At 69.8% G+C, this 25,488-nt stretch carries 23 protein-coding genes, 1 tRNA gene and 1 riboswitch; of the genes, 17 read left to right on the plus strand and 7 right to left on the minus strand.

Annotated features, from left to right (window positions below):
* Window positions 1-47: 47 nt before the first annotated feature.
* Window positions 48-2,201, minus strand: coding sequence for an MMPL family transporter (locus tag HQK15_RS06600; protein WP_173490581.1), 2,154 nt, complete (start codon window positions 2,199-2,201; stop codon window positions 48-50).
* 167 nt (window positions 2,202-2,368) lie between these two features.
* On the opposite strand from HQK15_RS06600, the gene HQK15_RS06605 reads away from it, so the two are divergent.
* Both HQK15_RS06605 and HQK15_RS06610 read left to right on the plus strand, forming a co-directional pair.
* Window positions 2,369-3,685, plus strand: a complete 1,317-nt coding sequence (locus tag HQK15_RS06605; protein WP_173490582.1) for a sensor histidine kinase — start codon at window positions 2,369-2,371, stop codon at window positions 3,683-3,685.
* Entirely contained in the window at window positions 3,637-4,284 is a 648-nt protein-coding gene (locus tag HQK15_RS06610; RefSeq protein ID WP_173490583.1) for a LuxR C-terminal-related transcriptional regulator, read from the plus strand. The genes HQK15_RS06605 and HQK15_RS06610 overlap by 49 nt, the downstream gene beginning before the upstream one ends.
* A 9-nt stretch (window positions 4,285-4,293) precedes the next feature.
* Here HQK15_RS06610 and HQK15_RS06615 read toward each other — a convergent pair whose 3' ends face one another.
* The 5 genes from HQK15_RS06615 to HQK15_RS06635 are packed head-to-tail and all read right to left on the minus strand — an operon-like array spanning window position 4,294 to window position 9,126.
* On the minus strand, window positions 4,294-6,417 hold the full coding sequence (locus tag HQK15_RS06615) for an MMPL family transporter (RefSeq protein ID WP_173490584.1): 2,124 nt from the start codon (window positions 6,415-6,417) through the stop codon (window positions 4,294-4,296).
* Entirely contained in the window at window positions 6,417-6,956 is a 540-nt protein-coding gene (locus HQK15_RS06620) for a TetR/AcrR family transcriptional regulator (RefSeq protein WP_173490585.1), read from the minus strand. Before HQK15_RS06620 ends, HQK15_RS06615 begins: the two co-directional genes overlap by 1 nt.
* A gap of 32 nt (window positions 6,957-6,988) precedes the next feature.
* Window positions 6,989-7,882, minus strand: coding sequence for a tRNA glutamyl-Q(34) synthetase GluQRS (gluQRS, locus tag HQK15_RS06625; RefSeq protein ID WP_173490586.1), 894 nt, complete (start codon window positions 7,880-7,882; stop codon window positions 6,989-6,991).
* Between the two features lie 20 nt (window positions 7,883-7,902).
* The gene (locus HQK15_RS06630; RefSeq protein ID WP_173490587.1) at window positions 7,903-8,346 is read right to left on the minus strand and encodes a GNAT family N-acetyltransferase; all 444 of its coding nucleotides are present in this window, start codon (window positions 8,344-8,346) and stop codon (window positions 7,903-7,905) included.
* A gap of 36 nt (window positions 8,347-8,382) precedes the next feature.
* Window positions 8,383-9,126: an SGNH/GDSL hydrolase family protein gene (locus HQK15_RS06635; protein ID WP_173490588.1), complete on the minus strand. Its 744-nt coding sequence runs from the start codon at window positions 9,124-9,126 to the stop codon at window positions 8,383-8,385.
* Between the two features lie 128 nt (window positions 9,127-9,254).
* Window positions 9,255-9,316, plus strand: a riboswitch (guanidine-III (ykkC-III) riboswitch).
* 13 nt (window positions 9,317-9,329) lie between these two features.
* Here HQK15_RS06635 and HQK15_RS06640 point away from each other — a divergent pair.
* The 10 genes from HQK15_RS06640 (at window position 9,330) to HQK15_RS06685 (ending at window position 20,871) form a co-directional block, all read left to right on the plus strand.
* Window positions 9,330-9,650, plus strand: coding sequence for a DMT family transporter (locus tag HQK15_RS06640; protein WP_173490589.1), 321 nt, complete (start codon window positions 9,330-9,332; stop codon window positions 9,648-9,650).
* A 144-nt stretch (window positions 9,651-9,794) separates the two neighbouring features.
* On the plus strand, window positions 9,795-13,559 hold the full coding sequence (locus HQK15_RS06645) for a SpoIIE family protein phosphatase (RefSeq protein WP_173490590.1): 3,765 nt from the start codon (window positions 9,795-9,797) through the stop codon (window positions 13,557-13,559).
* Window positions 13,556-13,870 carry an STAS domain-containing protein gene (locus HQK15_RS06650; RefSeq protein WP_173490591.1) on the plus strand — a complete coding sequence of 105 codons (315 nt, stop codon included), beginning with the start codon at window positions 13,556-13,558 and terminating at the stop codon, window positions 13,868-13,870. The genes HQK15_RS06645 and HQK15_RS06650 overlap by 4 nt, the downstream gene beginning before the upstream one ends.
* Window positions 13,871-13,929: 59 nt before the next feature.
* Window positions 13,930-14,751: an alpha/beta fold hydrolase gene (locus tag HQK15_RS06655; RefSeq protein ID WP_173490592.1), complete on the plus strand. Its 822-nt coding sequence runs from the start codon at window positions 13,930-13,932 to the stop codon at window positions 14,749-14,751.
* A 146-nt stretch (window positions 14,752-14,897) separates the two neighbouring features.
* On the plus strand, window positions 14,898-14,987 hold the full coding sequence (gene kdpF, locus HQK15_RS06660) for a K(+)-transporting ATPase subunit F (RefSeq protein WP_173490593.1): 90 nt from the start codon (window positions 14,898-14,900) through the stop codon (window positions 14,985-14,987).
* A complete protein-coding gene (gene kdpA, locus HQK15_RS06665) occupies window positions 14,987-16,645 on the plus strand; it encodes a potassium-transporting ATPase subunit KdpA (RefSeq protein ID WP_173490594.1) in 1,659 nt (552 codons plus the stop codon). The genes kdpF and kdpA overlap by 1 nt, the downstream gene beginning before the upstream one ends.
* An 89-nt stretch (window positions 16,646-16,734) precedes the next feature.
* Complete coding sequence (gene kdpB, locus HQK15_RS06670; protein ID WP_437340245.1) at window positions 16,735-18,651, plus strand: potassium-transporting ATPase subunit KdpB; 1,917 nt, start codon at window positions 16,735-16,737, stop codon at window positions 18,649-18,651.
* 6 nt (window positions 18,652-18,657) lie between these two features.
* Entirely contained in the window at window positions 18,658-19,245 is a 588-nt protein-coding gene (gene kdpC / locus HQK15_RS06675; protein WP_173490596.1) for a potassium-transporting ATPase subunit KdpC, read from the plus strand.
* A gap of 172 nt (window positions 19,246-19,417) precedes the next feature.
* On the plus strand, window positions 19,418-20,137 hold the full coding sequence (locus HQK15_RS06680; protein ID WP_173490597.1) for an excisionase family DNA-binding protein: 720 nt from the start codon (window positions 19,418-19,420) through the stop codon (window positions 20,135-20,137).
* Window positions 20,134-20,871, plus strand: coding sequence for a hypothetical protein (locus tag HQK15_RS06685; protein ID WP_173490598.1), 738 nt, complete (start codon window positions 20,134-20,136; stop codon window positions 20,869-20,871). Before HQK15_RS06680 ends, HQK15_RS06685 begins: the two co-directional genes overlap by 4 nt.
* A 36-nt stretch (window positions 20,872-20,907) precedes the next feature.
* Here the strand turns inward: HQK15_RS06685 and HQK15_RS06690 are convergent.
* Window positions 20,908-20,983 (minus strand) — tRNA-Glu (locus HQK15_RS06690).
* A 66-nt stretch (window positions 20,984-21,049) separates the two neighbouring features.
* Here HQK15_RS06690 and HQK15_RS06695 point away from each other — a divergent pair.
* The 5 genes from HQK15_RS06695 (at window position 21,050) to HQK15_RS06715 (ending at window position 25,426) form a co-directional block, all read left to right on the plus strand.
* A complete protein-coding gene (locus HQK15_RS06695; RefSeq protein ID WP_173490599.1) occupies window positions 21,050-21,400 on the plus strand; it encodes a metallopeptidase family protein in 351 nt (116 codons plus the stop codon).
* Entirely contained in the window at window positions 21,393-22,052 is a 660-nt protein-coding gene (locus tag HQK15_RS06700; protein ID WP_173490600.1) for a pirin family protein, read from the plus strand. The genes HQK15_RS06695 and HQK15_RS06700 overlap by 8 nt, the downstream gene beginning before the upstream one ends.
* A gap of 4 nt (window positions 22,053-22,056) precedes the next feature.
* Entirely contained in the window at window positions 22,057-22,482 is a 426-nt protein-coding gene (gene aroQ / locus HQK15_RS06705; RefSeq protein ID WP_173490601.1) for a type II 3-dehydroquinate dehydratase, read from the plus strand.
* Window positions 22,483-22,766: 284 nt separating this feature from the next.
* The gene (locus HQK15_RS06710) at window positions 22,767-24,140 is read left to right on the plus strand and encodes an FAD-binding protein (RefSeq protein ID WP_173490602.1); all 1,374 of its coding nucleotides are present in this window, start codon (window positions 22,767-22,769) and stop codon (window positions 24,138-24,140) included.
* Window positions 24,137-25,426, plus strand: a complete 1,290-nt coding sequence (locus HQK15_RS06715; RefSeq protein WP_173490603.1) for a class I SAM-dependent methyltransferase — start codon at window positions 24,137-24,139, stop codon at window positions 25,424-25,426. Before HQK15_RS06710 ends, HQK15_RS06715 begins: the two co-directional genes overlap by 4 nt.
* The last annotated feature ends 62 nt before the right edge of the window (window positions 25,427-25,488 follow it).

Raw genomic sequence — 25,488 nt, forward strand, 5'->3', positions numbered from 1 at the left:
GTCCGGGATCGCCGTGATCCCGGACGCCAGCGCACCGCCTCGGTGTGTCAGGCGTCGACGAGCTCGGGCTCGTAGGCGTCCTCGTGGCTCTTCACCCGGCCGAGCCCCTGCAGCCGGCCCTTGAAGCCGAGCAGCAGCGCCGGCAGGAGCACCAGACGGACCAGGGTCGCGTCGAGCAGGATCGCGACCGACAGGCCGACCCCCATCTGCTTCATCTCCAGCATCCCCAGCGTGGCGAACACGGCGAACACGGACACCATCACCGCCGCGGCGCTCGTGACGACGCTCGCCGTCTCGCGGATGCCGAACTCGACGGCCCGCTCGAACGGCAGCCCCCGGCGCAGTCCCTCGCGGACCCGGGTCATGACGAACACGTGGTAGTCCATCGACAGCCCGACGAGCACCACGAAGCAGAACAACGGGATCCAGTCGACGACGAACCCGGACGACGTGTAGCCGAGCAGGCCGTCGGCCCAGGAGTGCTGGAACACCAGCGTCAGCACGCCGAACGCGGCGCCGACCGACAGCAGGTTGAGCCCCGTCGTGAGCAGCGCGAGCGTGACGCTGCGGAACGTCCAGACCATCATCAGCATCGTCAGGACCAGCACGAAACCGATGATGAGCGGGAGCCGGTTGGGCTGGTGCTCGTAGTCGTACGACTCCGCGACGCCGCCCCCGACGGCGGTCGTGACGCCGTCCTGACCGTCGACCGCCCGCGGCACGATGGTGTCGCGCAGCTGCTCGACGGTCTTCGCGTTGCGGGCGTCGCCGTCGGTGAACGGGGCCAGCAGCGACACGACCGCGGTACGTCCGTCGTCCGAGACCCGGACAGGGTTGCCGCTCGGGGTGGCGATGCCGGCCTCAGCGGCGGCCGAGGAGACGTCGTCGAGCAGCGTGCGGGCAGCGTCCGCGTTGCTGGACCGGACGACGATCTCGACGGTGGGGCGCTCCGACGGGAAGCTCTCCTGCGCCCGCTGGAACGCCTGCACCGCGGGGATGTCCTGCGGGAGCGTCGCGATCGTCGACTCGTGGGTCGACATGCCGAGCGCCGGGACGGCGAGGGCCAGCAGCGCGCCTCCGGCGACGAGCGCCGAGACGAGGGGCTTGCGGATGACCGGGCGGATGAGCCGTCCGCTGATCCCGCCCGTGCCGATGCGTCGGTTGACCCGCCACAGCAGCGGGATCCGGGGACGGTCGACGAATCGGCCGAGCTTCGCCAGTAGCGCGGGCAGGACGGTCAGCGACCCGATGACGGCGACGAGGACGACGAGGATCGACCCGACGGCCAGGGCGTTGAAGACCGGCTCGCCGGACAGGAACAGGCCCGACATCGCGACCATGACCGCGAACCCGGAGACCACGACCGCGCGCCCTGACGTCGCCGCGGCGACCTCGATCGCGTCGATCGTCGACCGGCCGCGCTCGCGCTCCTCCCGCTCGCGCTTGAGGTAGAACAGCGAGTAGTCGACTCCCACGGCCATGCCGATCAGCAGCACGACGTTGGCAACGCTCCCGGCGTCCGGGACCAGCTGCGAGACGGGCGCGTAGAACCCCAGCGCCGTGATCACCGAGGTGATGGCGAGCAGCACGGGGATGCCGGCGGCGACGAACGCGCCGAACGCGACGAGCAGGATGAGGAAGGTGATCGGCAGGCTCAGCGCCTCGGCCGAGGCGAGGTCGTCGCCGACCTTCGCGTTGATGCCGACGTCGAGCGACGCCTCGCCGGCCTGCTGGACGTCGAGCTGCGGATGCGCCTTCTGCACCGCGGCCGTCGCGTCGATGAGGGCCTCGACGTGGTCGGCCGCCGCGTCGGCGTCACCGCTCATCGTGATGGGGACGAGAACGGCGTCCCGCTGCTGCGACACGAGCGGTGGGCCGACGTCGGCGACTCCCTTCACGTCGACGGCCGCCTCGCTCACCTGGGTGGCGACCGTCTGCGCCCGGTCGAGGTCGAGGGAGCCGGTGGGGGCGGTGATGAGGACGGACTCGGTCGGGCTGGCAGTGAGGCCGGCGTCGTCGAGCATCGCCGACGCGGTGCCCGACTCGCCGATGCGGAAGTCGGCGTCGCTGACCTGCTGGGTGGGGACGGACGACATGAGGGCGATCGCCGTGGCGACGAACGCGACCCACAGGCCGATCGCGCGCCAGGGGTGGAGAGCGCTCCAGCGGGCGACGCTCACGGTGGGAGATCTGCGGGACATGGTGGAGCCTTCCTGACGAGGTGGTTGACGTCGTCCAGCCTCGTCAGGCACCGGCCCCGCCACGATGGGTTCAGGACCCGTTCGAGAAGTGGGTCTGGGCCCACTGCCCGGGCCGGACCGATGCGGCAGGATCGGGTGATCGCCTCCTCGACCCGAAAGGCCAGCTGATGAGCACCACCGTCAACCTCGCACCGCCCGCCGAGGGCGAGTCGTTCGTCGAGGGGGTGCGTCGCCGGGTCGCCCTGACCGGCCTGTCGGTCGTCTACGTCCTGCTCGCGGTGCCGGCACTGGCGCTGCTGTGCGTGCTCACGACGTCGCTCGGCGTCGCGGTCGTCGGCGTCGGTCTGGCGCTGCTGCTGGTGTTCGTGCCGCTCAACCAGCAGCTGGCCAACCTGCACCGGGTGCTCTCGGGGCGGATCCTCGGCAGCGAGATCGAGTCGCCGTACCTCTCGCCGATGGGCGGCACGCCGTGGAAGGTCATCCGCGGCTGGGCCAAGGACCCGGCCCGCTGGCGCGACTTCGTCTGGACGTACGTCTCGGTGACCGTCGGGTGGGCGCTGGCGTGGCTCGCGCTCGGCCTCGGCCTCGCGGTGCTCTGGTACGCGGTCTTCCCGTTCGTCTTCGCCGTCACCCCCGATGGCGTGTTCGACATGGACTACGGGGTCCTGACCCTCGACACCCAGGCCGAGGCGTTTCTCGAGTGGATCTGGCTCGCGGTCTCGTTCGGCCTGTGGTGGTGGCTCGTCCCGCTGATCATGAAGTGGCGCGCCGAGCTCGACCGGGCGGTCCTGTCGCCGTCGCGCGAGGTGCTGGAGCGCCGGGTCGCCGAGGTGTCGCAGTCGCGCGCCGAGTCGATCGATCACTCCGCGGCCGAGCTGCGGCGGATCGAGCGGGACCTGCACGACGGAGCCCAGGCGCGGCTCGTGGCCCTGGGGATGAGCCTCGGCCTCGCCGAGGAGCTGCTGGCGAAGGATCCCGCTGCGGCTGCGACGCTGCTCGCCGAGGCCCGTTCGGTGACGACGTCGGCCCTGGGCGACCTGCGGTCGGTGGTGCGCGGCATCCACCCGCCCGTGCTGGCCGACCGTGGCCTCGCCGGGGCGATCCAGGCGCTGGCGCTCGACATGTCGTTGCCCGTCGCGGTGACGATCGTGCTGCCCGGGCGTCCGCCGGCGCCGGTCGAGTCGGCGGCCTACTTCGCGACGAGCGAGCTGCTCGCCAACATCGGCAAGCACGCCGGTGCTGCCCGGGCGTCGATCGACGTCTCGCACGACGGTCGGGCGCTGCGGATCGTCGTCGAGGACGACGGCGTCGGCGGCGCATCGGTCGACCGCGGCACCGGTCTCGCCGGGGTCGCTCGCCGGCTGGCGGCGTTTGACGGCACGATGGACGTGGTCAGTCCCGTCGGGGGGCCGACGGTGGTCACCCTGGAGGTTCCGTGCGCGTTGTCATCGCCGAAGATCTCGCCCTCCTCCGGGACGGCCTGACCCGCCTGCTGGAGGCCTACGAGTTCGAGGTCGTCGCGGCCGTCGACGACGCGGTCAAGCTCGGTGAGGCGCTGCGGACGTACGAGCCCGACATCGCCGTCGTCGACGTGAGGATGCCGCCGACGTTCACCGACGAGGGGCTGCGTGCGGCCATCGCGGCCCGCGAGGATCGTCCGGGGTTGCCGGTGCTGGTGCTGTCGCAGTACGTCGAGCAGCTCTATGCCCGCGAGCTGCTCGGCAGCGGGGACGGCTCGGTCGGCTACCTGCTCAAGGACCGCGTCGCCGACGTCTCGACCTTCGTCGAGGCGGTGCGCACCGTGGCCGCCGGAGGGACGGTGCTCGACCCGGAGGTCGTCTCGACCCTGATCGCCCGGGCCCCGACCGACAGCCCGGTGTCGCGGCTGACCGATCGTGAGCGCGAGGTGCTGGGCCTCATGGCGGAGGGACGCTCGAACGCCGCGATCGCCGCGGCCCTCTTCGTCACCGAGAAGGCGATCAGCAAGCACACCAGCAACATCTTCATGAAGCTCGACCTCGACCCCGACGACGACAGCAACAACCGCCGGGTCATGGCCGTCATCGCCTACCTCCAGTCCTAGGGCACCGCGTCAGGGGTGGGTCGCTGGTGGGGGGAGGGACTCGTCGAGGCCGAAGCGCTCGTGGAGGCGGCGGAGCGGTGCCGGTGCCCACCAGTTGCGGCGCCCGAGCAGCGCCATGAGGGACGGGACGAGCATCGCGCGCACGATCGTGGCGTCGATCAGCACCGCCAGCGCCGTGCCCACGCCGAGCTCCTTGATGAAGATGATCTGCGACGTCGCGAACGAGCCCAGCGCGATCGCGAACAGCAACGCGGCGGCGGTGACGATCCGACCGGTCCGCTGCAGGCCGAGGGCGACCGCCTCACGCTCGCCGGCCCCGTTGTCGCGGGCCTCCTTGATGCGGGTCAGCAGGAACACCGCGTAGTCGGTCGAGAGCCCGAACACGACGGCGAACAGGAACACCGGCTGGGACGACTCGAGCGCGCCCTGCGAGGTGTAGTCGAGGAACCCCTCGAACCGGCCGTCCTGGAAGATCAGCACGAGGATGCCGAACGTCGCACCGATCGTTAGGACGTTCATGATCAGGGCCTTGACCGGCAGGACGACCGAACCCGTCAGAAGGAACAGGGTGACGAGCGTCAGGACGCTCAGGATCGTCAGCGCGAGGGGGATGTTGGCGGCGATCGACGCGACCTGGTCGACCTGCTCCGCGCTCGGGCCGCCGACGAGCGCCGTGCCGGGCGCATCGACGTCGCGGATGTCTCCGACGAGGTCGAGGGTCTGCTCGTCGAGGGTCGTGGCCGCGGGGACGACGTCGACCTGCCACGTGTCGCTGCCGAGGAACCGCGGCTCCAACACGTCGGCGGCACCCGGCAGCCCGCCCAGCTCGGTGGCGTACGCCGCCACGTCCGACGCCGCCGACTCGGGCGCCTCGACCGCGACGATGATCGGCGTGGACTCGGCGCCGACGAAGTCGGTGCGCAGCGTCTCGTCGACGACCTTCGCCGTCGCGCCGTCGGGGAGGACACCGGCGTCGACACCGGTGAACTTCACGCCGAGGAACGGAGCGCCGAACGCGAGCAGGATCGCCGCACCGCTGAGCGCGATCGCCACCGGGAACCTCATCACGAACGCCGCGAGGCGGAACCAGAAGCCGGAGGCCTCGGCTGCCGTCTCGGCGGCTCGCGCCCGCTGCCAGCGCTTCGGCGCGAGCGAGTTGACCCGGTGCTCGAGCACCGCGAACAGCGACGGCAGGACGATCAGCGAGACCGCCGCCGAGACGAGCGCGACGATCGTGACCCCGATGCCCATCGAGTAGAGGAACCGCAACGGGAAGACGAGCAGCGCCAGGCCGGCTCCGGCGACGGTGAGGGCGGAGAACGCCACGGTGCGCCCCGCCGTCGCGACGGTGCGGCGGATCGCCTCGGCGCCCGGGCCGACGCGGTCGAGCTCCTCCCGGTAGCGGGAGACGAGGAAGAGGGAGTAGTCGATGGCGAGGCCGAGCCCGAGCCCGGTGATGAGGTTGAGCGCGAAGATCGAGATGTCGACGACCTCGTTGATCCCGCGGATCACGAGCATCGACGTGACGATCGTCAGGCCGCCCACGAGCAGCGGCAGCAGGGCCGCGACCGCCGACCGGAAGACCCACAGCGACACCAGGAACAGCAGCGGGAACGCGATGAGCTCGGCCGTGAGCAGATCGCTCTCGACCTGCTCGTTGACCTGCTGGTAGGCCGGGCCGAAGCCACCGACCGTGACCCCGTCGACGCGTTCGAGCTGGTCGCGCAGGTGCTCGGTCGTCTCGTCGGCATCGGCGTCGGCGGCGTAGATCGCGGCGAGGTAGGTCTGGCTGCCGTCCTTCGAGACGAACTGGGGTCCGCCGTCCGGTCCGCCGACGACCATCGCGACGTCGGGGTCGTCCTCGAGGATCGAGCCGGCCTCGTCGATCGCCCCGGTGTCGGCGGTGTCGGCGAGCACGATCAGGTCGGGTGCCGCCTTCTGGCCGGTGGCATTCTCGACCTGACGGATCGCCTGGGCGCTGCTGGCCCCGGTGTCGGAGAACGAGTCGTTGTCGGTGTTGAGCAGCCCGGCGACGGGGCCGCCGAGCACGCCGGCGAGGGCGAAGAACACGACGGTGATGCCGAGGACGCGCTTCGGCCGGGACGTGGCGAGACGAGCGAGTGCAGTGAACATCAGAACTCCTTCGCGACGGCGAGGGGGTCGCCGTACAGCTCGGTCAGGTCGAGGGCGCCCAGGATCGTCAGGAGCATCCCCTGGGCCATGAAGTCGCGGACCTCGTCGGCGGACGCCCCGCTGAGCTCGGCGATGTCGTCCCAGATCTCGCGGTACGTGCGCTGGGCGACGTCCTTGATCGCCGGGTCCGACGCCGCGGCCCAGGTGTGCAGCTGGCATCGCAGCGAGTTGGCGTCGTCCTGGAGGAAGCCGATGTAGGCCACGCCCATCGCCTCGAGCGCGGAGGTGTCGGGACCGCGCTGCTCGGCTGCCGCACGGAACGTCGCTCGGAGCTGGGTCGTGTGGTGCTCGATCGCCGCGGCGATCAGCTCGGCCTTGGTGCCGAACAACCGGAACAGGTAGGGCTGTGAGACTCCCGCGCGCTCGGCGATGGCCTCGGTGGAGGTGGCCTGCATGCCGGCACGGCCGTACTCCTCGATCGCTGCCTCGAGGATCAGGACCTTGCGGTCCTCGGCCTTCATGCGCTTCCCGGTCACCATGCAGACAAGTTAGTGATGACTCACAAACTATGTCAAGAGGTGCGCGGCTGCTCCGGGGACGAGGTCGCCGGCGGCTCGAACACCCACGGCTCTCGGGGGATCCGGTCGACGGAGAAGCCGTCCAGCAGGTTGGCGGCGGTCTCGCCCTGCAGCCCGAGCGAGGCCGCGACGATCCCGAACGTGGCGGGTCCGAGGTCTCGCGCCGTCACGGCGCCGTCGCGCTTGGCCAGCCGCTGTCCGACGGTGTTGAGCGCGAGCGGCACGTGGACGTACGTCGGCGGGACGGCTCCCAGGAGCGTGGCCAGATAGGCCTGGCGGGGCGCGGAGCTGAGCAGGTCGTCGCCGCGCACGACCTGGTCGACGCCCTGCTGCGCGTCGTCGACCACGACGGCGAGGTTGTAGGCGACGACCCCGTCGCCCCGGCGCAGCACGACGTCGTCGACGGCCCCCTCGTACGTCCCGTGCAGGGCGTCGTCGACCGTGAACGACGACGCCTCGGCGCGCAGGCGCAGGGCGGCCGGACGCTCGGCGCGCCGTCTCTCGCGCTCGTCGTCGCTGAGGTCGCGACACGTGCCGGGGTAGGCGCCGGGCGGCGCATGGGGCGCCGACGGGGCCTCGAGGATCTCGCGCCGGGTGCAGAAGCACTCGAACAGCAGCCCTCGGCCGCCCAGCGAGGCGAGCGCCGCGTCGTAGTAGCGAGCGCGCTCCGACTGCCGCACGACCGGGCCGTCCCAGTCGATGCCCAGGGCCGCGAGGTCGGCGAGCTGTCGCTCCTCGGCACCCGGCCTGACCCGGTCGAGGTCCTCGACCCGCATCACGAAGTCGCGGCCCGACTGCCGTGCACACAGCCAGGCGAGCAGGGCCGTGCGGAGGTTGCCGACGTGCAGGTCGCCCGACGGTGACGGGGCGAAGCGTCCAGCGGCCATCGGGTCAGACCCTCATCAGGTCAGAGAAGGGGCTTCTCGTAGGAGCGGTAGACCTCGTCGAGCTGGTAGCCGTGGCGGACGTAGACCGCCTGTGCCCGCTCGTTGGCGTGGGCCGTGCTGAGCTCGATCGAGATCGCCCCGGCGTCGACGGCCATGTTGGCGGCGGTGTCGAGCAGCTTGTCGACGACACCGGTGCCCCGGGCGTGCTCGACGACGAAGAGGTCGTTGAGCACCCAGATGCGGGCCAGCCGGGTCGAGGAGAACATCGGATAGATCTGGGTGAAGCCGACGACCTCGTCACCGTCGAGCGCCAGCAGGACCACGGACTCGTCGCGCGAGATGCGGCTCGCGAGAAATGCGGCCGCGGGTGCGACGTCATAGGGCTCGCCGTAGAACTCCCGGTAGGCAGCGAACAGCTGGGCGGCCTCGAGGACGTCCTCGATCGTCGCGCGGATGACGGTCACCGCTCCAGCCTCCCACGAGAACTTCGCGGTGACGGCTCAACCTGCGGCGAGAAGTGCCTTCTTCATCACACTCGCGAGGTACTCGTTGCCGGCCCGGTTGGGGTGCTTGTCGTCGATCGTCTTGCTGGTGGGCAGGGTCTTGGTGGTGACGTAGGTGAAGCCCTCCCGATCGGCGTAGCGCTCGACGTAGTACTGGATCTCGTCGCCGAGGCCGCGCTGCAGCTTGCCCCAGGGGCTGACCACGAAGACCCGGCTGCGGGGGATGCCGATCGCCGTCACGTGGGTGTCGAGCCGCTCCATGTAGGCCTTGATGCCGGCGCGGCGCTTGGCCTTGGTCAGCAGCTTCTTGCGGTTCTTGGAGTCGCACGTGTTGTAGTCGTTGCGGCCGCCCTCGATGATCAGGTAGTCGACCTTCTGGATCGACTTGATGCGCTGCCCGAACGTCGTGCCGGCGCACTTGTTGCCCCGGGTGTTCATGCCCGAGCCGCCCTCGGCGAACGTCGTGATCTTCGAGGCGTTGATCGCGGGGTCGTGGGCGAGGATCGACCACCACCCCTGCGACGGGCTGCCCGGCTCGTCGCGGAACCACGAGGTGATCGAGTCGCCGATGACCAGCACCGTCGGGCCGTCGGCAGCCGGCTCGACGGCCTGGACGCCGTTGAGCGAGGACGCCTCGGCGGTGCCCCCGGTGGTGGGTCCCTCCTCGGCGTCGGCGGACGAGCTGATCGCGAGGGTCGACAGCATGACGGCTGCCGTGGACAGGGCGAGAGTACGCAGCATGGGTGCCTCTGGTTCGTGGTGGGGAGTCCCCGAGATCGTACGGGGGTTCGTCAGAAGAGACGGGCTTTCTCGACAGATGTGACGCAATACGCCCCATCGATCTCGCGATCACGACGCGTGAGAGGCTCGAGGAGCCACCCGGCACCCGGACGAGGCGCGTCGTACCCGGCCAGCGACAAGACGATGCGAAGGGGTGCTCTCGCATGTCCGTCTCCTGGATCGTCCTGGTCGTCTCCGGGGTGCTCGAGGCCGTGTGGGCCACGGCTCTCGGTCGCTCCGACGGCCTCACCCGGCTCGTCCCGTCGCTGGTCTTCGGCGTGGGGGTCGTGCTCAGCATGGTCGGCCTCGCCTTCGCGATGCGCCAGCTGCCGGTCGGCACGGCGTACGCCGTGTGGGTCGGCATCGGTGCGGTGCTGACCGTCGCGTACGCGATGGCGTTCGACGGCGAGGCCGTGTCGGCGCTGAAGATCGTGTTCCTGACGGGCATCGTCGCCTGCGTCGTCGGTCTCAAGCTGGTGCACTGAGCGAATGGGTCCCGCCACTCGCACGCGGCATGGTGCGCTCCGCGGCGAAAGTCGGCATAATCGTCCGCGAGCGTGAAGAAGTCGCGCGGGCCGGTCGGCCGTTTCGTGACACGCAGGTGAACCACCGGGCGGGACAGACCTTCGATGCGCAACTCCTGGAGCACGAGCGAGGTGGGACGCGACCTTGCCGAGGTCGACTGGGCCGCCACGCCGCTCGGCCCTCCGGAGGGCTGGTCGCAGAGTCTCAAGACGGCCGTGCGCATCCTGCTCAGCTCGAAGTTCGCGATGTGGATGGCGTGGGGGCCCGAGCTCACCTTCTTCTGCAACGACTCCTACCGGCGCGACACCCTGGGCACGAAGTACCCGTGGGCGCTGGGGCGACCGGCCACGGAGGTCTGGTCGGAGATCTGGGAGGACGTCAGGTCGCGCGTCGAGACCGTCATGAGCACGGGCGTCGCCACGTGGGACGAGTCGCTGATGCTCCTGCTCGAGCGGAGCGGCTTCGTCGAGGAGACCTATCACACCTTCTCCTACAGCCCCCTCGCCGACGACGACGGCAGGATCGAGGGGATGCTGTGCGTCGTCAGCGAGGTCACCGACGAGGCCATCTCGACACGGCGCATGACGACCCTGCGCGACCTCGGAGCGCGCACCACGGGTCAGCTCACCGAGGACGAGGCGATCGTCGCGGCCTGTGAGCAGATCGAGGCCGACCCGCTGTCGCTGCCCTTCGGGCTCGTCTACCTGCTCGACACGACGGCCGGCGTCGTGCGACGGGCGTGCTGCGCCGGTGCCCCCGACGACCATCCCCTGGCCCCCGAGGAGATCGCCCTCGACGACCGCTCGTCGCCCTGGCCTCTCGTCGAGCCGTTGGCCGGTCGTGAGGTGCTGGTCGACCTGACGGTCCTGCCGCACGTCCCGCCGCCGGGGCCGTGGGACGAGCCGCCCACCCAGGCGCTCGTCGTCCCGCTGGTCGGTGCCGCGTCGCCGGAGCCCTACGGGTTCCTGGTCGCCGGCCTGAGCCGCTACCGACCGATCGACGAGGCCTACACGGGCTTCGTCAACCTCTTCGCCGGGCAGCTCGCCGCCTCGATCACCGCGGCGCGGATGTTCGACGGCGAGAAGCGGCGCGCCGAGACGCTCGCGCGGCTCGACCAGGCCAAGACGGACTTCTTCACCAACGTCAGCCACGAGTTCCGCACGCCGCTGACCCTGCTGCTGGGCCCGACCTCCGACGCCCTCAACGACCCGGCGCTGCCTGAGGGCGGCGTGCAGCGCGAGCGGTTCGAGATCATCCACCGCAACGGTCAACGACTCCTGCAGCTGGTCAACAGCCTGCTCGACTTCTCGCGGCTGGAGGCGGGGGGCATCTCCTCGCACTTCGAGGCCGTCGACCTGGCCCGGGTCACCGAGCCGCTGGTCACGATGTTCGAGTCGGCGGCGGCACAGGCCGGCCTCTCGCTGACGATCGAGTGCGAGCCGTTGCCGGCCGACACCTACGTCGACGTCGAGCACTGGGCCAAGATCGTGCTCAACCTGTTGTCGAACGCCTTCAAGTTCACGTTCGAGGGCGGCATCGTGGTGACGTTGCGCGAGGACGAGGGCCACGCCGTGCTCGCCGTGACCGACACCGGGGGCGGCATCCCCGCCGAGGAGCTGCCGCACCTGTTCGAGCGGTTCCACCGGGTGCACGGTGCAGAGTCGCGGACGCACGAGGGATCGGGCATCGGACTGGCGCTGGTGGCCGAGCTGACCCGCCTCCACGGCGGAGAGGCCAGCGCGTCGAGCATCCTCGGGGTCGGCACGACCATGACGGTGCGCATCCCCCTCGGGCGCGCGCACCTCCCGCCGGCCGAGATCGTGGAGAGCACCCGGACACGGCACGAGCCGCCCCCCGCGTCGACCCAGCTGGTGTCGGAGGCGTGGCGGTGGCTGGAGTCGGCGCCCGACCCGGCCACGGCCCAGCCCGACCCCTCCGGCGACGGCCGGGCCCGGGTGCTCGTCGTCGACGACAACGCCGACATGCGGATCTACGTCGCCGGGCTGCTCTCCGACCTCTACGCGGTCGCGACCGCGGCGGACGGCATCGAGGCCCTGGAGCAGGTCGAGGCGGCCGCACCCGACCTGATCCTCACCGACGTCATGATGCCCCGCCTCGACGGCTTCGGGCTGCTCGAGCGGCTGCAGGCCGATCCGCGCACGACGAGCATCCCGGTCATCATGCTGAGCGCCCGAGCCGGCGAGGAGGGGACCGTCGAAGGGCTCGAGGCCGGCGCTGCCGACTACCTCGTCAAGCCCTTCGCGGCGCGCGAGCTCATGGCCCGGGTGCGGGTCAACCTCGAGCTCGACCGGGTGCGGCGCATCCGTGCCACGCTCGAGCGCAGCGAGTCGCTGCTCGACCAGGCGCAGCGCCTGGCCAAGGTCGGCAGCTGGGAGGTCGACCTCGTCACGAGCTCGGTGACCGGCTCCGACGAGCTGCTGCGCCTGCTGGGACGGACGCGTCAGGACCTCGACGACATGGGCTATCCCGGCGTGATCGCGGGCGTCATCCACCCCGACGACGTCGAACGGGTCGAAGCATCGCTCGCGGCGCTGGAGGTGGGTGGCGTCACGGCGTACGACATGCGGGTCCTCCCGCCGGACGGGGCCGAGCGGTTCGTGAGCGTGCGCGCAGCCCTGCTGGGTGACGCCGACGGTGTCGCCCACACGCTGCAGGGATCGCTGCAGGACGTCACCGAGCAGCGGGCCGCCGAGCAGGCGCTCGCCGAGGTCAGGGCCCGCGAGGAGGCCGCCCAGCGCGAGCACACGATCGCCGAGGAGCTGCAGCTGAGCCTGCTGCCCGCCGCGACGTTCGACCTCGACCACCTCGACGTCGCGACCTACTACCGCGCAGGTGTCGAGGGCACCTACGTGGGCGGTGACTGGTACGACATCATCGAGCTCGCCGCCGGTCGCACGGCCTTCGTCATGGGTGACGTGATGGGCCGTGGCGTGCGTGCTGCCTCGGTCATGGGGCAGCTGCGCTCGGCCGTGCGTGCCTTCGCGACGCTCGACCTGCCTCCCGACGAGGTCATGCGCCACCTCGACGTGCTGGTCGAGGACCTGGCCGGCGACCAGATCGTCACGTGCGTGTACGCCATCTTCGACCCGAGGGACGAGACGCTGCGCTATGCCAACGCGGGCCACCTCCCCCCGCTCGTCGCCGGGCGTGACGGCGCGACGCGACGGCTGACGGGCGGTGGACCGCCGCTCGGCGCCGGCTATGGCGACGAGCCGACCCGCGAGGTGCCGCTCGAGGCCGGCGCGACGATCGTGTTCTACACCGACGGTCTTGTCGAGCACCGGGGCCAGGACATCGACGAGGGCATCCTCGCGCTCGAACGTCAGGTCGACGCCCGGGTCGGTGCGGCCCTGACCGGGATGCCCGAGGCGATCGTCGACGCGCTGCTGCCCGGGGGACCCGACGACGACGTCGCCATGCTCATCGCGCGGGTCAGCGTCGCTGTCGACGTGGCCGAGCTGGCAATGCATCGCGACACCGGGCGGGCGACGATCGCCGAGGCCCGCCAGTTCGTCGTCGACCACCTCGACCGCTGGCAGGTACCAGCGGTCGTGACCCGCGACCTGGCGTTGATCACCAGCGAGCTGGTCACCAACGCGCTGGTGCACGGGGGCCCGCCGGTCGAGCTACGGGTGCGCCGTACCGGCTCTCACGTCGTGGTGGAGGTGCAGGACGACGCCCCGCAGGTCCTGCCCCAGCCGCGGCTGCCGGCTGTCGAGGACGAGCACGGCAGGGGGCTGCACATCATCGAGGTGCTGTCCGACGAGTGGGGAACGCGGTCGACCGACCGCGGCAAGTGTGTATGGAGCATGCGGGCCTGGACGCCCGACGACGAAGGAGGATCATGAGCGGGCTGACGTTCACGACGAAGGACCAGCAGGAGCAGATCCTGCTGTCCGTCGCAGGAGAGATCGACATGCAGTCGTCGGCCGACCTCCGGTCGCAGGTCGACGAGCTGGAGACATCGCGCCGGACGCTGGTGCTGGAGCTGGCGGGAGTGACGTTCGTCGACTCCAGCGGTCTCGGTGCGCTGCTCGGCATCAAGAAGCAGCAGGAGCGGGCGGGCGGGCGCCTCGTGCTCGCCGGCGTCTCGCCGGCCGTGGCGCGGATCATCGAGATCACCAAGATGGACCGGGTGTTCGACCGGGTCGACGGCTGACGATTCAGCAGGCACGTTCTGGGCACTGATCAGGGGCAACCCCGACGAGAGGACCAGACGTGTCGAAGACGACCACCAACGGGATCCAGATCAACCACACCGACTCCGGAGGCGACGGTCGTCCCGTCGTGCTCATCCACGGATGGCCCCTCAGCGGTGCCTCGTGGTCGAGCCAGGTGGCGGCGCTGACCGCCGCCGGGCACCGTGTCATCACCTACGACCGCCGCGGCTTCGGCGACTCCGACAAGCCCGACAGCGGCTATGACTACGACACGTTCGCCGCCGACCTCGCGGGCCTGCTCGAGGCGCTCGACGTCACGGATGCGACCCTCGTGGGGTTCTCCATGGGTGGCGGCGAGGTCGTGCGCTACCTGTCGTCCCATGGCGCGGACCGCGTCCGCTCCGCCGTGCTGGCCGGGGCCGTGCCGCCCTTCCTGCTCAAGACCGACGACAACCCCGACGGCGGTCTCGCCGACGAGGACGTCGAGGGGATGAAGGCCGGTGCCCGCGACGACCGTGCGGGGTTCCTCGACGGGTTCATGACCAACTTCTTCTCGGCGGACGGTGAGCTGAAGGTGACCGAGGCCCAGCGTCAGGAGGCGCTCGCGCTGGCGGCTCCGGCCGCCGACCAGGCCGTCGTCGGCTGCATCGATGCGTTCGGACGCACGGACTTCCGTGCCGACCTCGACGCGATCGACGTGCCGGTCCTGGTCATCCACGGTGACGCCGACGCGATCGTGCCGATCGAGGTCTCCGGCCGACGTAGCGCCGACCAGCTGGCGAACGCGACCCTCCACGTCGTCGAGGGCGGGCCCCACGGGTTCAACGTGAGCCACGCCGACGAGCTCAACACCGCCCTGCTGGAGTTCATCGCCGACTGATCGTCGACACCTCGCACGTGCCCGTCCGGCTTGATCGGACGGGCACTCGTGCGTCCGGGGCCGGCGGCGTCAAGATCGCGTCAAGGGCTGCCAAGAAGCTGTCAAGATCGCCGGTCCGGCCCGGGACCGGCGGTTGAGTGGCGCTCATGAGTATCGAAAGCGGTTTGCTGATCGCCCTGGTCGTCGCCCTCGTGACGTACCTGCTGGCGGCCCTGATCTTCCCGGAGCGTTTCTAGTGTCCGACACCTGGAGCGGCCTGCTCACCATCGTCACGCTCGTGGGCGTCCTCGCCCTCGTCTACGTGCCGCTGGGCGACTACATGGCCCGCGTCTTCACGACTCCCCGGCACACCCGCGTCGAGCGACGCATCTATCGGCTCGGCGGCGTCAACGCCGACGCCGAGCAGAGCCCGCGCGCCTACACGCTGAGCGTCCTCGGGTTCTCGCTCGTCAGCATCGTGGTGCTGTTCGCGATCCTGGTGGGCCAGTCCCACCTGCCCTACAGTCGCGACCTGCCCGGCATGCCCGGATGGATGTCGTTCAACACGGCGATCTCGTTCGTGACCAACACCAACTGGCAGTCGTACGGCGGCGAGTCGACGCTCGGGTTCACGGCGCAGGCCGCCGGCCTCGCGGTGCAGAACTTCCTGTCGGCCGCGGTCGGCATCGCCGTGGCCGTCGCGCTCATCCGCGGGTTCGTCCGTGTCCGCAGCGGCGAGCTCGGCAACTTCTGGGTCGACCTGACCCGCGGGACGATCCGGATCCTGCTGCCCATCGCCTTCGTCGGCGCCCTCGTGCTCGTGCTCAACGGCGTCGTGCAGAGCTTCACCGACAGCACCGTCACGACGCTGGCCGGTCACAGCCAGGTCATCACCGGCGGCCCGGTGGCGAGCCAGGAGGCCATCAAGGAGCTCGGCACCAACGGTGGCGGCTTCTACAACGCCAACTCGGCGCACCCGTTCGAGAACCCGAACGGCTTCACCAACGCGTTCGAGATCTTCCTGATCCTGCTCATCCCCGTAGCCCTGACCCGCACGCTCGGCACGATGCTGGGCGACCGCAGGCAGGGCCTGACCGTCCTCGGCGCGATGGGCGTGCTGTTCGCCACGGCCGTCGCGATCGCCACGTGGGCCGAGATCGGCGGGCACTCGCAGGCGGCGAGCGCCGCCGGTGCAGCGATGGAGGGCAAGGAGACGCGCTTCGGCGAGTGGGCGTCCGCCCTGTTCGCCGTCGCCACGACCGGCACCTCGACGGGTGCGGTCAACTCCTCGCACGACTCGTTGACCCCGACCGGTGGTGGCGTGACCCTCGTCAACATGATGCTGGGAGAGGTCGCTCCCGGCGGCGTCGGCGCCGGCCTCTACGGGATCCTCGTCATGGCGATCCTGGCGGTCTTCATCGCCGGCCTGATGGTCGGCCGCACCCCCGAGCTGCTCGGCAAGAAGATCGGCGCCAGGGAGATGACCTACGTCGCGCTCTACACGCTGAGCGTCCCGGCGATCATCCTCGTCGGCGTCGGCTCCGCCATCGCGCTGGGCAGCACGCCGGGTGCGATGGGCAACCCGGGAGGCCACGGTTTCAGCGAGGTCGTCTACGCCTACACCTCGGGTGCCAACAACAACGGCAGCGCCTTCGGTGGCATCACCGTGACGTCGACGTTCTTCCAGGTCACGATCGGTCTCGCCATGCTGCTCGGCCGGTTCATCCCGATCGTCCTGGTGCTCCTGCTCGCCGGCTCCCTGGCCCGGCAGGCCAAGGTGCCCGAGACGGCCGGCACGCTCCCCACCAGCACACCTCTCTTCGGGGGCCTCCTCGTCGGCGTCATCCTGCTCACCACCGGACTGACGTTCTTCCCGGCCCTCGCCCTCGGTCCCATCGCGGAGGCACTGTCATGACCATCCGACTCCTGATCAAGCAGATGCTGGCCCAGCTGCCCGCAGCCCTGCGCAAGCTCGATCCGCGCCACCTGTGGCGCAGCCCGGTGATGTTCATCGTCTGGCTCGGCTCGGTCGCGACGACCGTCGCGGTGTTCACCGACCCCAGCACGTTCACGATCTCCCTGGCCGTCTGGCTGTGGCTCACGGTCGTCTTCGGCAACCTCGCCGAGGCCGTCGCCGAGGGCCGGGGCAAGGCCCAGGCGGCCTCGCTGCGGGCCGCCCGGACCGACACGGTCGCCCGGGTCGTCGCGCCGGACGGCACCGAGACCACGGTGCCCGGCACGCAGCTGAAGATCGGCGACCTGGTGCTGGTCGCGGCCGGCGAGGTCATCCCCGGAGACGGTGACGTCGTCGTGGGAGTCGCCTCGGTCGACGAGTCGGCCATCACCGGCGAGTCCGCACCCGTCATCCGGGAGGCCGGCGGTGACCGATCGGCGGTGACCGGCGGCACCACGGTGCTGTCGGACGAGATCACCGTCAAGATCACCTCCGCCCCCGGTGAGACGTTCCTCGACAAGATGATCGCCCTGGTCGAGGGCGCCTCGCGCCGCAAGACGCCCAACGAGATCGCGCTGTCGATCCTGCTGGTGAGCCTGACCCTGGTGTTCGTCCTCGCCGTCGCGACGCTCTCGCCGATGGCCGACTACGCCGGGGCCCCGCAGGACCTCGTCGTCCTGGTCGCCCTGCTGGTCTGCCTGATCCCCACCACGATCGGCGCCCTGCTGAGCGCGATCGGCATCGCGGGCATGGACCGGCTGGTGCGGGTCAACGTCCTGGCGATGTCGGGCCGTGCGGTCGAGGCGGCCGGCGACGTCAGCACGCTGCTGCTCGACAAGACGGGCACCATCACGTACGGCAACCGGCAGGCCTCGCGGTTCGTCCCGGTCGGGGGCGTGTCCGAGACTGAGCTGCGGGACGTCGTCCGGCTCTCGAGCCTGGCCGACCAGACGCCCGAGGGACGCTCGATCGTCGCGCTGGCCCTCGCCGAGGGCGCTGACGACCAGGACCTGCCGGTCGGGGCGGAGTTCATCGAGTTCACGGCCCAGACCCGCATGTCGGGCGTCGACCTGTCGGACGGCACCCAGATCCGCAAGGGTGCGGGCTCCGCGATCCACGGCTGGGTCGGCGGCACGATGCCGGTCGAGCTGACCGACACGATCGAGTCCATCTCCCGCGACGGCGGCACGCCGCTGGTCGTGGCGTCGAAGACCGGCGACACGAGCCGGGTGCTCGGCGTCATCCACCTCAAGGACGTCGTCAAGGAGGGCATGGTCGAGCGCTTCGCGCAGCTGCGGGCCATGGGCATCCGCACCGTCATGGTCACCGGCGACAACGCGCTCACCGCGACGTCGATCGCGGCAGAGGCAGGGGTCGACGACTTCCTGGCCGAGGCGACGCCGGAGGACAAGATGGAGCTGATCCGCAAGGAGCAGGCCGGTGGGCGACTCGTCGCCATGACCGGTGACGGCACCAACGACGCCCCGGCACTTGCCGCGGCCGACGTCGGCGTCGCGATGAACACGGGCACGTCGGCGGCCAAGGAGGCCGGCAACATGGTCGACCTCGACTCCGACCCGACCAAGCTCATCGACATCGTCGAGATCGGCAAGCAGCTGCTCATCACCCGTGGCGCGCTCACGACGTTCTCGATCGCGAACGACATCGCGAAGTACTTCGCGATCATCCCCGCGATGTTCCTCGTCGCCTATCCGTCGCTGGACACCCTGAACGTCATGGGCCTGGCCACGCCGGAGTCGGCCATCCTGTCCGCGGTCATCTTCAACGCCCTGATCATCGTGGCGCTGATCCCGCTGGCACTGCGCGGCGTCAAGTTCCGTCCGGCCTCGGCATCGGACGTGCTGCGCCGCAACATCCTGGTGTTCGGCCTCGGCGGCGTCATCGCCCCGTTCGTCGGCATCAAGCTCATCGACCTCGTCATCTCCACCATCCCAGGAATCGGGTAACACGCCATGATCAAGGACCTCGGTCGTCAGTCCCTCGCGGGGCTGCGCATCCTGCTCGTCTTCACCGTCATCCTCGGCATCGGCTACCCCGCTGCCGTCTGGGGCCTCGGCCAGACCGTGCGCGGGCAGGCCACCGGTCAGACCGTCACGGTCGACGGCCGGGTCGTCGGGTCGGGCCTCATCGGCCAGGGCTTCGAGGGCGACGAGTGGTTCCACTCCCGTCCGTCGGCCAACGACTACGACACCCTCGCCTCGGCTCCGACCAACCTCGGGCCCTCCAACCCCGACCTGCTCGCGGCGATCGAGAAACGTCGCGCGGCCGTCGCCGAGGCCGAGTCGGTCGACCCGGCCGACGTCCCGCCCGACGCCCTGACGGCTTCGGCGTCGGGTCTCGACCCGCAGATCTCCGTCGACTACGCGACGATCCAGGTCGCGCGGGTCGCCCGGGCCAACGGGCTGTCGGTCGAGGACGTCCGCGCGCTGGTCGAGAAGCACACGGAGGGCCGGTCGCTCGGCTTCCTCGGTGAGCCGGGCGTCAACGTGCTGCGGCTCAACGTCGCGGTGCAGGCAGCTGCCGCGCAGGAGGCGGGCTGACGGTGAGGTCGAACCGGTGGCACCTTCATGGAAGTGCCAGCTTGGTTCGTTGGGGATGAGCAGTAGCTGCGGTCTGATGGGGTCTCTCGTGCTGCCTCCGTGCTGCCTCAAGATCGAGTGACCCGATTGAAGGCGCTTGACACTTCTCTTGTCACAGGACAAGACTTGTGTCATGTCGTCGATGAGCGTCCCTGAAGCGGCCAATCATCTGGGAGTGTCCCGACAGCGGGTGCTGCAGATGATTGCTGATGGCGTCTTGCCAGCTCAGAGGATCGGCCGTTCCTGGGCCATCGCCGACGTCGACGTGGACGTGGCTCGCCACTACAGGCCGTCGAGTCGGCCGTTGTCTCGAGCAATGTCGGCACACTTGCTGCGGCTCGCAGCGGGTTCAAGGCCCCGCATCGACGACCAGGAGCTGTGGCGGCTTCGCCAGTACCTCCTTCGTCTCGCCGACGCAGCGAGCGCTCCAGATGGCAACCCAGCAGACGTCTTGCGGTCTCTGCTGCGCCGGCGCGCGGATCGCCTCGCGTCGAGCGTTGCCCCGTCGGACATCCCTGAGATTGTCAGCGATGAACGACTGGTCGTCTCTGGGGTTTCGGATCCTCGATCAGGGATGTACTCCTCGCACGTCGCAGAAGGGTACGTGGATGGAGACGTTGCCCAAGCCTTCCTCGCGAGCCACTTCATCGTCCCGGCGCCATCGTCTCCACGAGCGAACGTCGTCATCCACGTCAGCAGTCCTCTCCCGCCGGTCTCGCCTCTGCTGATCGCCGCTGACCTCGCCGACTACCGCGGAGATCGCGAGGACAATCAGGCTCGCGAGGTCCTTGTCACGTGGTTCGGCTCGAGCGAGTTCCCATCGCCCAAGCTGCTGGACGGGCGTTCATCGTGACCGTGCAGATGCCGGCTATGGCCGCCGAGCAGGCGACCTCATGGCACGCACTCATGGATATCCAAGAACGCTATCCGGACTCGTGGACGTTGGTGGGTGGGCAGATGGTGCACCTCCACTGTGCAGAACGCGGAGCATCCCCGGTGCGCCCCACCGATGACGCCGATGCCCTCCTCGACGTACGGGCTCACCCGGCGATCCTCTTCGACTTCACGGCCCGTCTGGAGGACGTCGGATTCGTGGCAGACCAGCCCACGCCGGAGGGCCACCAACATCGGTGGCGAAAGGGCAGGGCGCAGATCGATGTGCTGATACCTAGCGGAATCGGCCGGCGGGCAACGCGACGGACCGGGGTCAGTGGCAGCACCACTCTTGAGACGCCTGGGTCAACGCAGGCTCTCAACAGGTCAGAGCGCATCGAGGTCTCGGTCGAGGGACGCAGCGGCGTGATGAGGCGGCCCAACCTGGTGGGTGCGCTGGTCTGCAAAGCTGCCGCTCACACCCTGCAGGACCAACGCGGTCGGGGTCGTCATCGCCGAGACTTCGCCCTCCTTGCCACCCTTCTGGCAGCAACAGACCTACGTGAAGCCGCCGTCTCCACGAGTGATCGGAAGTATCTCCGTCCGATGCTCGAGCAGGTGTTGACCGATCCTCAGGCGCTGCACGTTGCCGAGGACGTCCAACGCGGCCTGGACCAGATAGCGCTCCTCCTGGAGCCACGTTCGCGAGCGTAGACAGTGTCAGACGCCACGATCGGCCACCGATGAGACTGGCACCCCCAACGGGATTCGAACCCGTGCTACCGCCGTGAAAGGGCGGCGTCCTAGGCCGCTAGACGATGGGGGCCTGAAACCGCACCAGCATAGAGGGTGACAGGTCCCTGCGCGACACCGCATCAGGCAGGATGGAGTCATGATCGAGCTGAGCGAGGACCGGTTCGCCGAGCTGGTCGAGGACGCGTTCGCCGCGGTGCCCGCCGAGCTGGCGGCGCTGCTCGACAACGTCGTCCTGTTCATCGAGGACGACGCGCCGGCCGACGACCCCACGCTGCTGGGGCTCTACGACGGCATCCCGTTGACCGAGCGCGACAGCACCTACGCCGGAGCGATGCCCGACCGGATCTTCGTCTATCGCAACCCGACGCTGGCGATCTGCGACACCGAGGCTGACGTCGTCGAGGAGGTCGGCATCACGGTGGTGCACGAGATCGCGCACCACTTCGGCATCGAGGACGATCGCCTGCACGAGCTCGGCTATGCCTGAGGTCCGCCGCGCAGCCCAGCGCTTCCACACCGTCGGCGACGGTGTCGAGACGTGGCACAGCTTCTCGTACGGCGTGCACTACGACCCCGACCAGATCGGCTTCGGCCCGATCATGGCGATCAACACCGAGCACGTCGCCCCGGGCGGTGGCTACGACGTCCACGCGCACGCTGACGTCGAGATCGTGACCTGGGTGCTCGCGGGAGCCCTGCGGCACGAGGACTCGACCGGGCAGTCCGGCGTGGTGCGCCCCGGAGTCGCGCAGCGCCTGAGCGCCGGGACGGGGGTCGAGCACTCCGAGCGCAACGCGTCCGCCGACGAGCCGCTCGTGTTCGTCCAGATGATGCTGCGGTCCGATCACGACGCCGCGCCTGACTACGCCCAGGTCGACGTCGGCCACGACCACGGCGTGCTCGTGCCGACCGTGCCGGTGCGCGCCCCCGCCGAGATGTTCGCGGTGGGCTTCGCCGGCGGCGACACGGTGAGGGTCCCGGCGGCCGCGCGCAGCCTGGTGATCGTCACGTCGGGCACGATCGGCTGCGGCGACACCCAGCTGACGATCGGTGACGAGGCGAGGTTCACCGACGCCGGTGAGTACGATCTGAGTGCGTCCAGCGCCGCCACCGCGCTGATCTGGCAACTGCAGAGGTGACCCGATGACCGTCCTCGTCCTCAACGGCCCCAACCTGGGCCGTCTCGGCGTGCGCGAGCCGGACGTCTACGGCACCGCGACCTATGCCGACCTGGTCGCGCGCTGCGAGCAGGTCGCGGCAGAGGTCGGGCTCGAGGTCGAGGTCCGCCAGACCGATGCCGAGGCCGAGATGATCGGCTGGCTGCACGAGGCCGCCGACGCCGGATCGGCCGTCGTCCTCAACGCCGGGGCCTGGACCCACACGTCCGTCGCGGTGCGCGACGCGGCCACCCAGCTCGCGGCGCCCCTGATCGAGGTGCACCTCAGCAACGTGCACGCGCGCGAGGCGTTCCGTCACACGTCCTACCTCAGCGACATCGCTGCGGCGGTCGTCGTCGGCATGGGCCTCGAGGGATATGCCGCCGCGCTGCGGTTCCTCGCACAGCCCTGACCCGGGCAGGTGGATCCTCCACCTCATCGCGCCGCCGCCGGCCGTGGCAGGTGGATCCTCCACCTCATCGGCGCTCATGAGGTTGCGTCTCCACCGAGATCCGGCACGAGACGTTGCAGATCCACCTTCCCGGGCGAGAGGTTGCAGATCCACCTCCCCGGGCGGGGGAGCGGCGTAACCTCCGTCACATGTCGTTGCTTGGTGCAACCTTCTTAGGCTGACCTGCTCTGGGCAGGGTCATCCGACGGGAATAACCTGCTCACAAAGAGAGGTTGGGTCCGTACGTGAGAGGTTGGCACGCGCACCGCGAAGCCGTTGACCGGTTGCTGGAGTCCTACGGGGCTATCCCGCCCGGCGCTCGGGTGCGCCTGGCGAAGAAGACGTCCAACCTGTTCCGGCCCCGATCGGCCGACGACACCCCGGGCCTCGACGTCGGCGGCCTCGACGGCGTCATCGCGATCGACACCGCGGCGGCCACGGCCGACGTCCAAGGCGTCTGCACCTACGAGGACCTCGTCGCGGCGACCCTCCCACTGGGGTTCATCCCCTACGTGGTGCCGCAGCTGCGCACGATCACACTCGGCGGCGCCGTCACGGGGCTCGGCATCGAGTCGACGTCGTTTCGCAACGGGCTGCCGCACGAGTCGGTGCTCGAGATGGACATCCTCACCGGTGCCGGCGACCTCGTCACGGCGACACCTGACGGTGAGCACGCCGAGCTGTTCGACGCGTTCCCCAACTCCTACGGCAGCCTCGGCTACGCGACCCGGCTCAAGATCAAGCTCGAGCAGGTGCCGCCCTACGTCACGCTGCGGCACGTCCGCATGGCCGACGCGGCCCAGGCGGTCAAGGTCATCGAGCAGATCGCCGAGACCCGGGAGTGGCACGGCGAGCGCGTCGACGGGCTCGACGGCACCGCCTTCACCCCCGACGAGATCTATCTGACCCTCGCCCGCTTCACCGACACGCTGCCGTCGGGCGGGCCGCGAGCGGTCAGCGACTACACGGGCCAGCAGATCTTCTACCGCTCGATCCAGCAGCGCGAGACCGACGCCCTGACGATGAACGACTACATCTGGCGCTGGGACACCGACTGGTTCTGGTGCTCGGGTGCCTTCGGCGCTCAGAACCCCTGGATCCGGCGGCTCTGGCCGGCGAAGTACCGCCGCAGCGACGTCTTCCACAAGATCGTCGGCCTCGACGAGCGGTTCGGCATCATCAAGACCCTCGACCGGATCAAGAAGATCCCCGGTCGCGAGCGCGTCATCCAGGACATCGAGGTGCCGCTCGACCAGGTGCCCACGTTCCTCGAGTGGTTCGACGCCGAGATCGGGATGCGCCCGGTCTGGCTGTGCCCCCTGCAGACGACGCGTCGCTGGCCGGCCTATCCGCTCGAGCCCGCCACGACCTACGTCAACGTCGGGTTCTGGGGCACCGTCGAGGTTCCTGCCGACGCCCCGGCCGGCCTCGTCAACCGCACGATCGAGGAAGCCGTGCACGGCATGGGTGGCCACAAGTCGCTCTACTCCGAGGCGTTCTACGACCAGGAGACGTTCGACCAGATGTATGGCGGCGAGGTGCTTGCCGCCGCTCGACGGAGGTACGACCCCGAGAGCAGACTCAGCACCCTGTACCAGAAAGCAGTGAGGAACTCATGACTACGGATGTCGCCGTACGACTCTCGATCGCCGATGCTCTCGGCAAGCTCATGAAGGAGGGTCTGCCGTTCCGGTTCGAGGCCTTCGACGGCAGCTCGGCCGGCCCGGTCGACGCGCCCTTCACGCTGCGCCTGCTCAACGAGCGCGGCCTGTCCTACCTCATGACGGCGCCCGGCGACCTCGGCTTCGCCCGGGCCTACGTCGCGGGTGACCTCGAGCTCGACGGCATCCACCCGGGCAACCCCTACGACGCGATGGTGCTCATCATGAGCCAGCTGCGGTTCAAGGTGCCGTCGGCCGCCGAGATGGTCCAGATCGTCCGCAGCCTGGGCTTCGGCAACCTCAAGCCGCCGCCGCCTCCGGCCGAGGAGCACCTGCCGAAGTGGCGCCGGGCCCTGGAGGGCATGCGCCACAACAAGAAGCGTGACGCCGAGGCGATCCACCACCACTACGACGTCTCGAACCGGTTCTACGAGCTCGTGCTCGGCCCGTCGATGACCTACACCTGCGCGGTCTACCCGACGCTGGAGTCGTCGCTGGAGGAGGCGCAGTTCGAGAAGTACGACCTCATCGCCCGCAAGCTCGACCTCAAGCCGGGTGACCGCCTGCTCGACATCGGCTGCGGCTGGGGCGGCATGGTGCGCCACGCCGCCAAGCACTACGGGGTCAAGGTGCTCGGCGTGACGCTGTCGCGCGAGCAGGCCACGTGGGCGCAGGAGGAGATCAAGCGCCAGGGCCTCGACGACCTCGCCGAGGTGCGCTTCTCGGACTATCGCGACGTGCCGGAGGGCGACTTCGACGCGATCAGCTCGATCGGCCTGACCGAGCACATCGGGGTCAAGCAGTACGGCGACTACTTCGGCTTCCTGCAGGGCAAGCTGCGCCCCGGCGGTCGCCTGCTCAACCACTGCATCACGCGCCCCAGCAACAGGACGACCACCACAGGTGCGTTCATCGACCGCTACGTGTTCCCCGACGGCGAGCTCACGGGGGTCGGTCGCATCACGCTGGCCGCCCAGGACGCCGGCCTCGAGGTGCGCCACGTGGAGAACCTCCGCGAGCACTACGCCATGACGCTCAAGGGCTGGTGCGACAACCTCGTCGAGCACTGGGACGAGGCGCTGGGCGAGGTCACCCTCGGCCGGGCCAAGGTCTGGGGCATCTACATGGCCGGGTCGCGGCTGGCGTTCGAGCGCAACGAGATCGAGCTGCACCACGTCCTCGCGGTCAAGGCCGACGAGCATGGCAACGCCAGCTGGCCGCTGCGTCCGACCTGGGGCAGCTGAGCCTCGGGGCTGGCGTGTTCCGGGTCTGCTCGCCACGGCAGCCGGGGGATGGATAGTCTTCG

The sequence above is a fragment of the Aeromicrobium stalagmiti genome (genome assembly GCF_013283745.1).
Classification (GTDB): Bacteria; Actinomycetota; Actinomycetes; order Propionibacteriales; family Nocardioidaceae; genus Aeromicrobium; species Aeromicrobium stalagmiti.

Coding starts and splice junctions, on each gene's coding strand:
- HQK15_RS06635 (WP_173490588.1), bottom strand. CDS start 9,126: ATGCTGCGTACTCTCGCCCTGTCCACGGCAGCCGTCATGCTGTCGACC.
- gluQRS (WP_173490586.1), bottom strand. CDS start 7,882: ATGGCCGCTGGACGCTTCGCCCCGTCACCGTCGGGCGACCTGCACGTC.
- HQK15_RS06615 (WP_173490584.1), bottom strand. CDS start 6,417: ATGTTCACTGCACTCGCTCGTCTCGCCACGTCCCGGCCGAAGCGCGTC.
- HQK15_RS06640 (WP_173490589.1), top strand. CDS start 9,330: ATGTCCGTCTCCTGGATCGTCCTGGTCGTCTCCGGGGTGCTCGAGGCC.
- HQK15_RS06605 (WP_173490582.1), top strand. CDS start 2,369: ATGAGCACCACCGTCAACCTCGCACCGCCCGCCGAGGGCGAGTCGTTC.
- kdpC (WP_173490596.1), top strand. CDS start 18,658: ATGATCAAGGACCTCGGTCGTCAGTCCCTCGCGGGGCTGCGCATCCTG.
- HQK15_RS06650 (WP_173490591.1), top strand. CDS start 13,556: ATGAGCGGGCTGACGTTCACGACGAAGGACCAGCAGGAGCAGATCCTG.
- aroQ (WP_173490601.1), top strand. CDS start 22,057: ATGACCGTCCTCGTCCTCAACGGCCCCAACCTGGGCCGTCTCGGCGTG.
- HQK15_RS06680 (WP_173490597.1), top strand. CDS start 19,418: ATGTCGTCGATGAGCGTCCCTGAAGCGGCCAATCATCTGGGAGTGTCC.
- kdpF (WP_173490593.1), top strand. CDS start 14,898: ATGAGTATCGAAAGCGGTTTGCTGATCGCCCTGGTCGTCGCCCTCGTG.
- HQK15_RS06620 (WP_173490585.1), bottom strand. CDS start 6,956: ATGGTGACCGGGAAGCGCATGAAGGCCGAGGACCGCAAGGTCCTGATC.
- HQK15_RS06715 (WP_173490603.1), top strand. CDS start 24,137: ATGACTACGGATGTCGCCGTACGACTCTCGATCGCCGATGCTCTCGGC.
- kdpB (WP_437340245.1), top strand. CDS start 16,735: ATGTTCATCGTCTGGCTCGGCTCGGTCGCGACGACCGTCGCGGTGTTC.
- HQK15_RS06645 (WP_173490590.1), top strand. CDS start 9,795: ATGCGCAACTCCTGGAGCACGAGCGAGGTGGGACGCGACCTTGCCGAG.
- HQK15_RS06695 (WP_173490599.1), top strand. CDS start 21,050: ATGATCGAGCTGAGCGAGGACCGGTTCGCCGAGCTGGTCGAGGACGCG.
- HQK15_RS06600 (WP_173490581.1), bottom strand. CDS start 2,201: ATGTCCCGCAGATCTCCCACCGTGAGCGTCGCCCGCTGGAGCGCTCTC.
- HQK15_RS06700 (WP_173490600.1), top strand. CDS start 21,393: ATGCCTGAGGTCCGCCGCGCAGCCCAGCGCTTCCACACCGTCGGCGAC.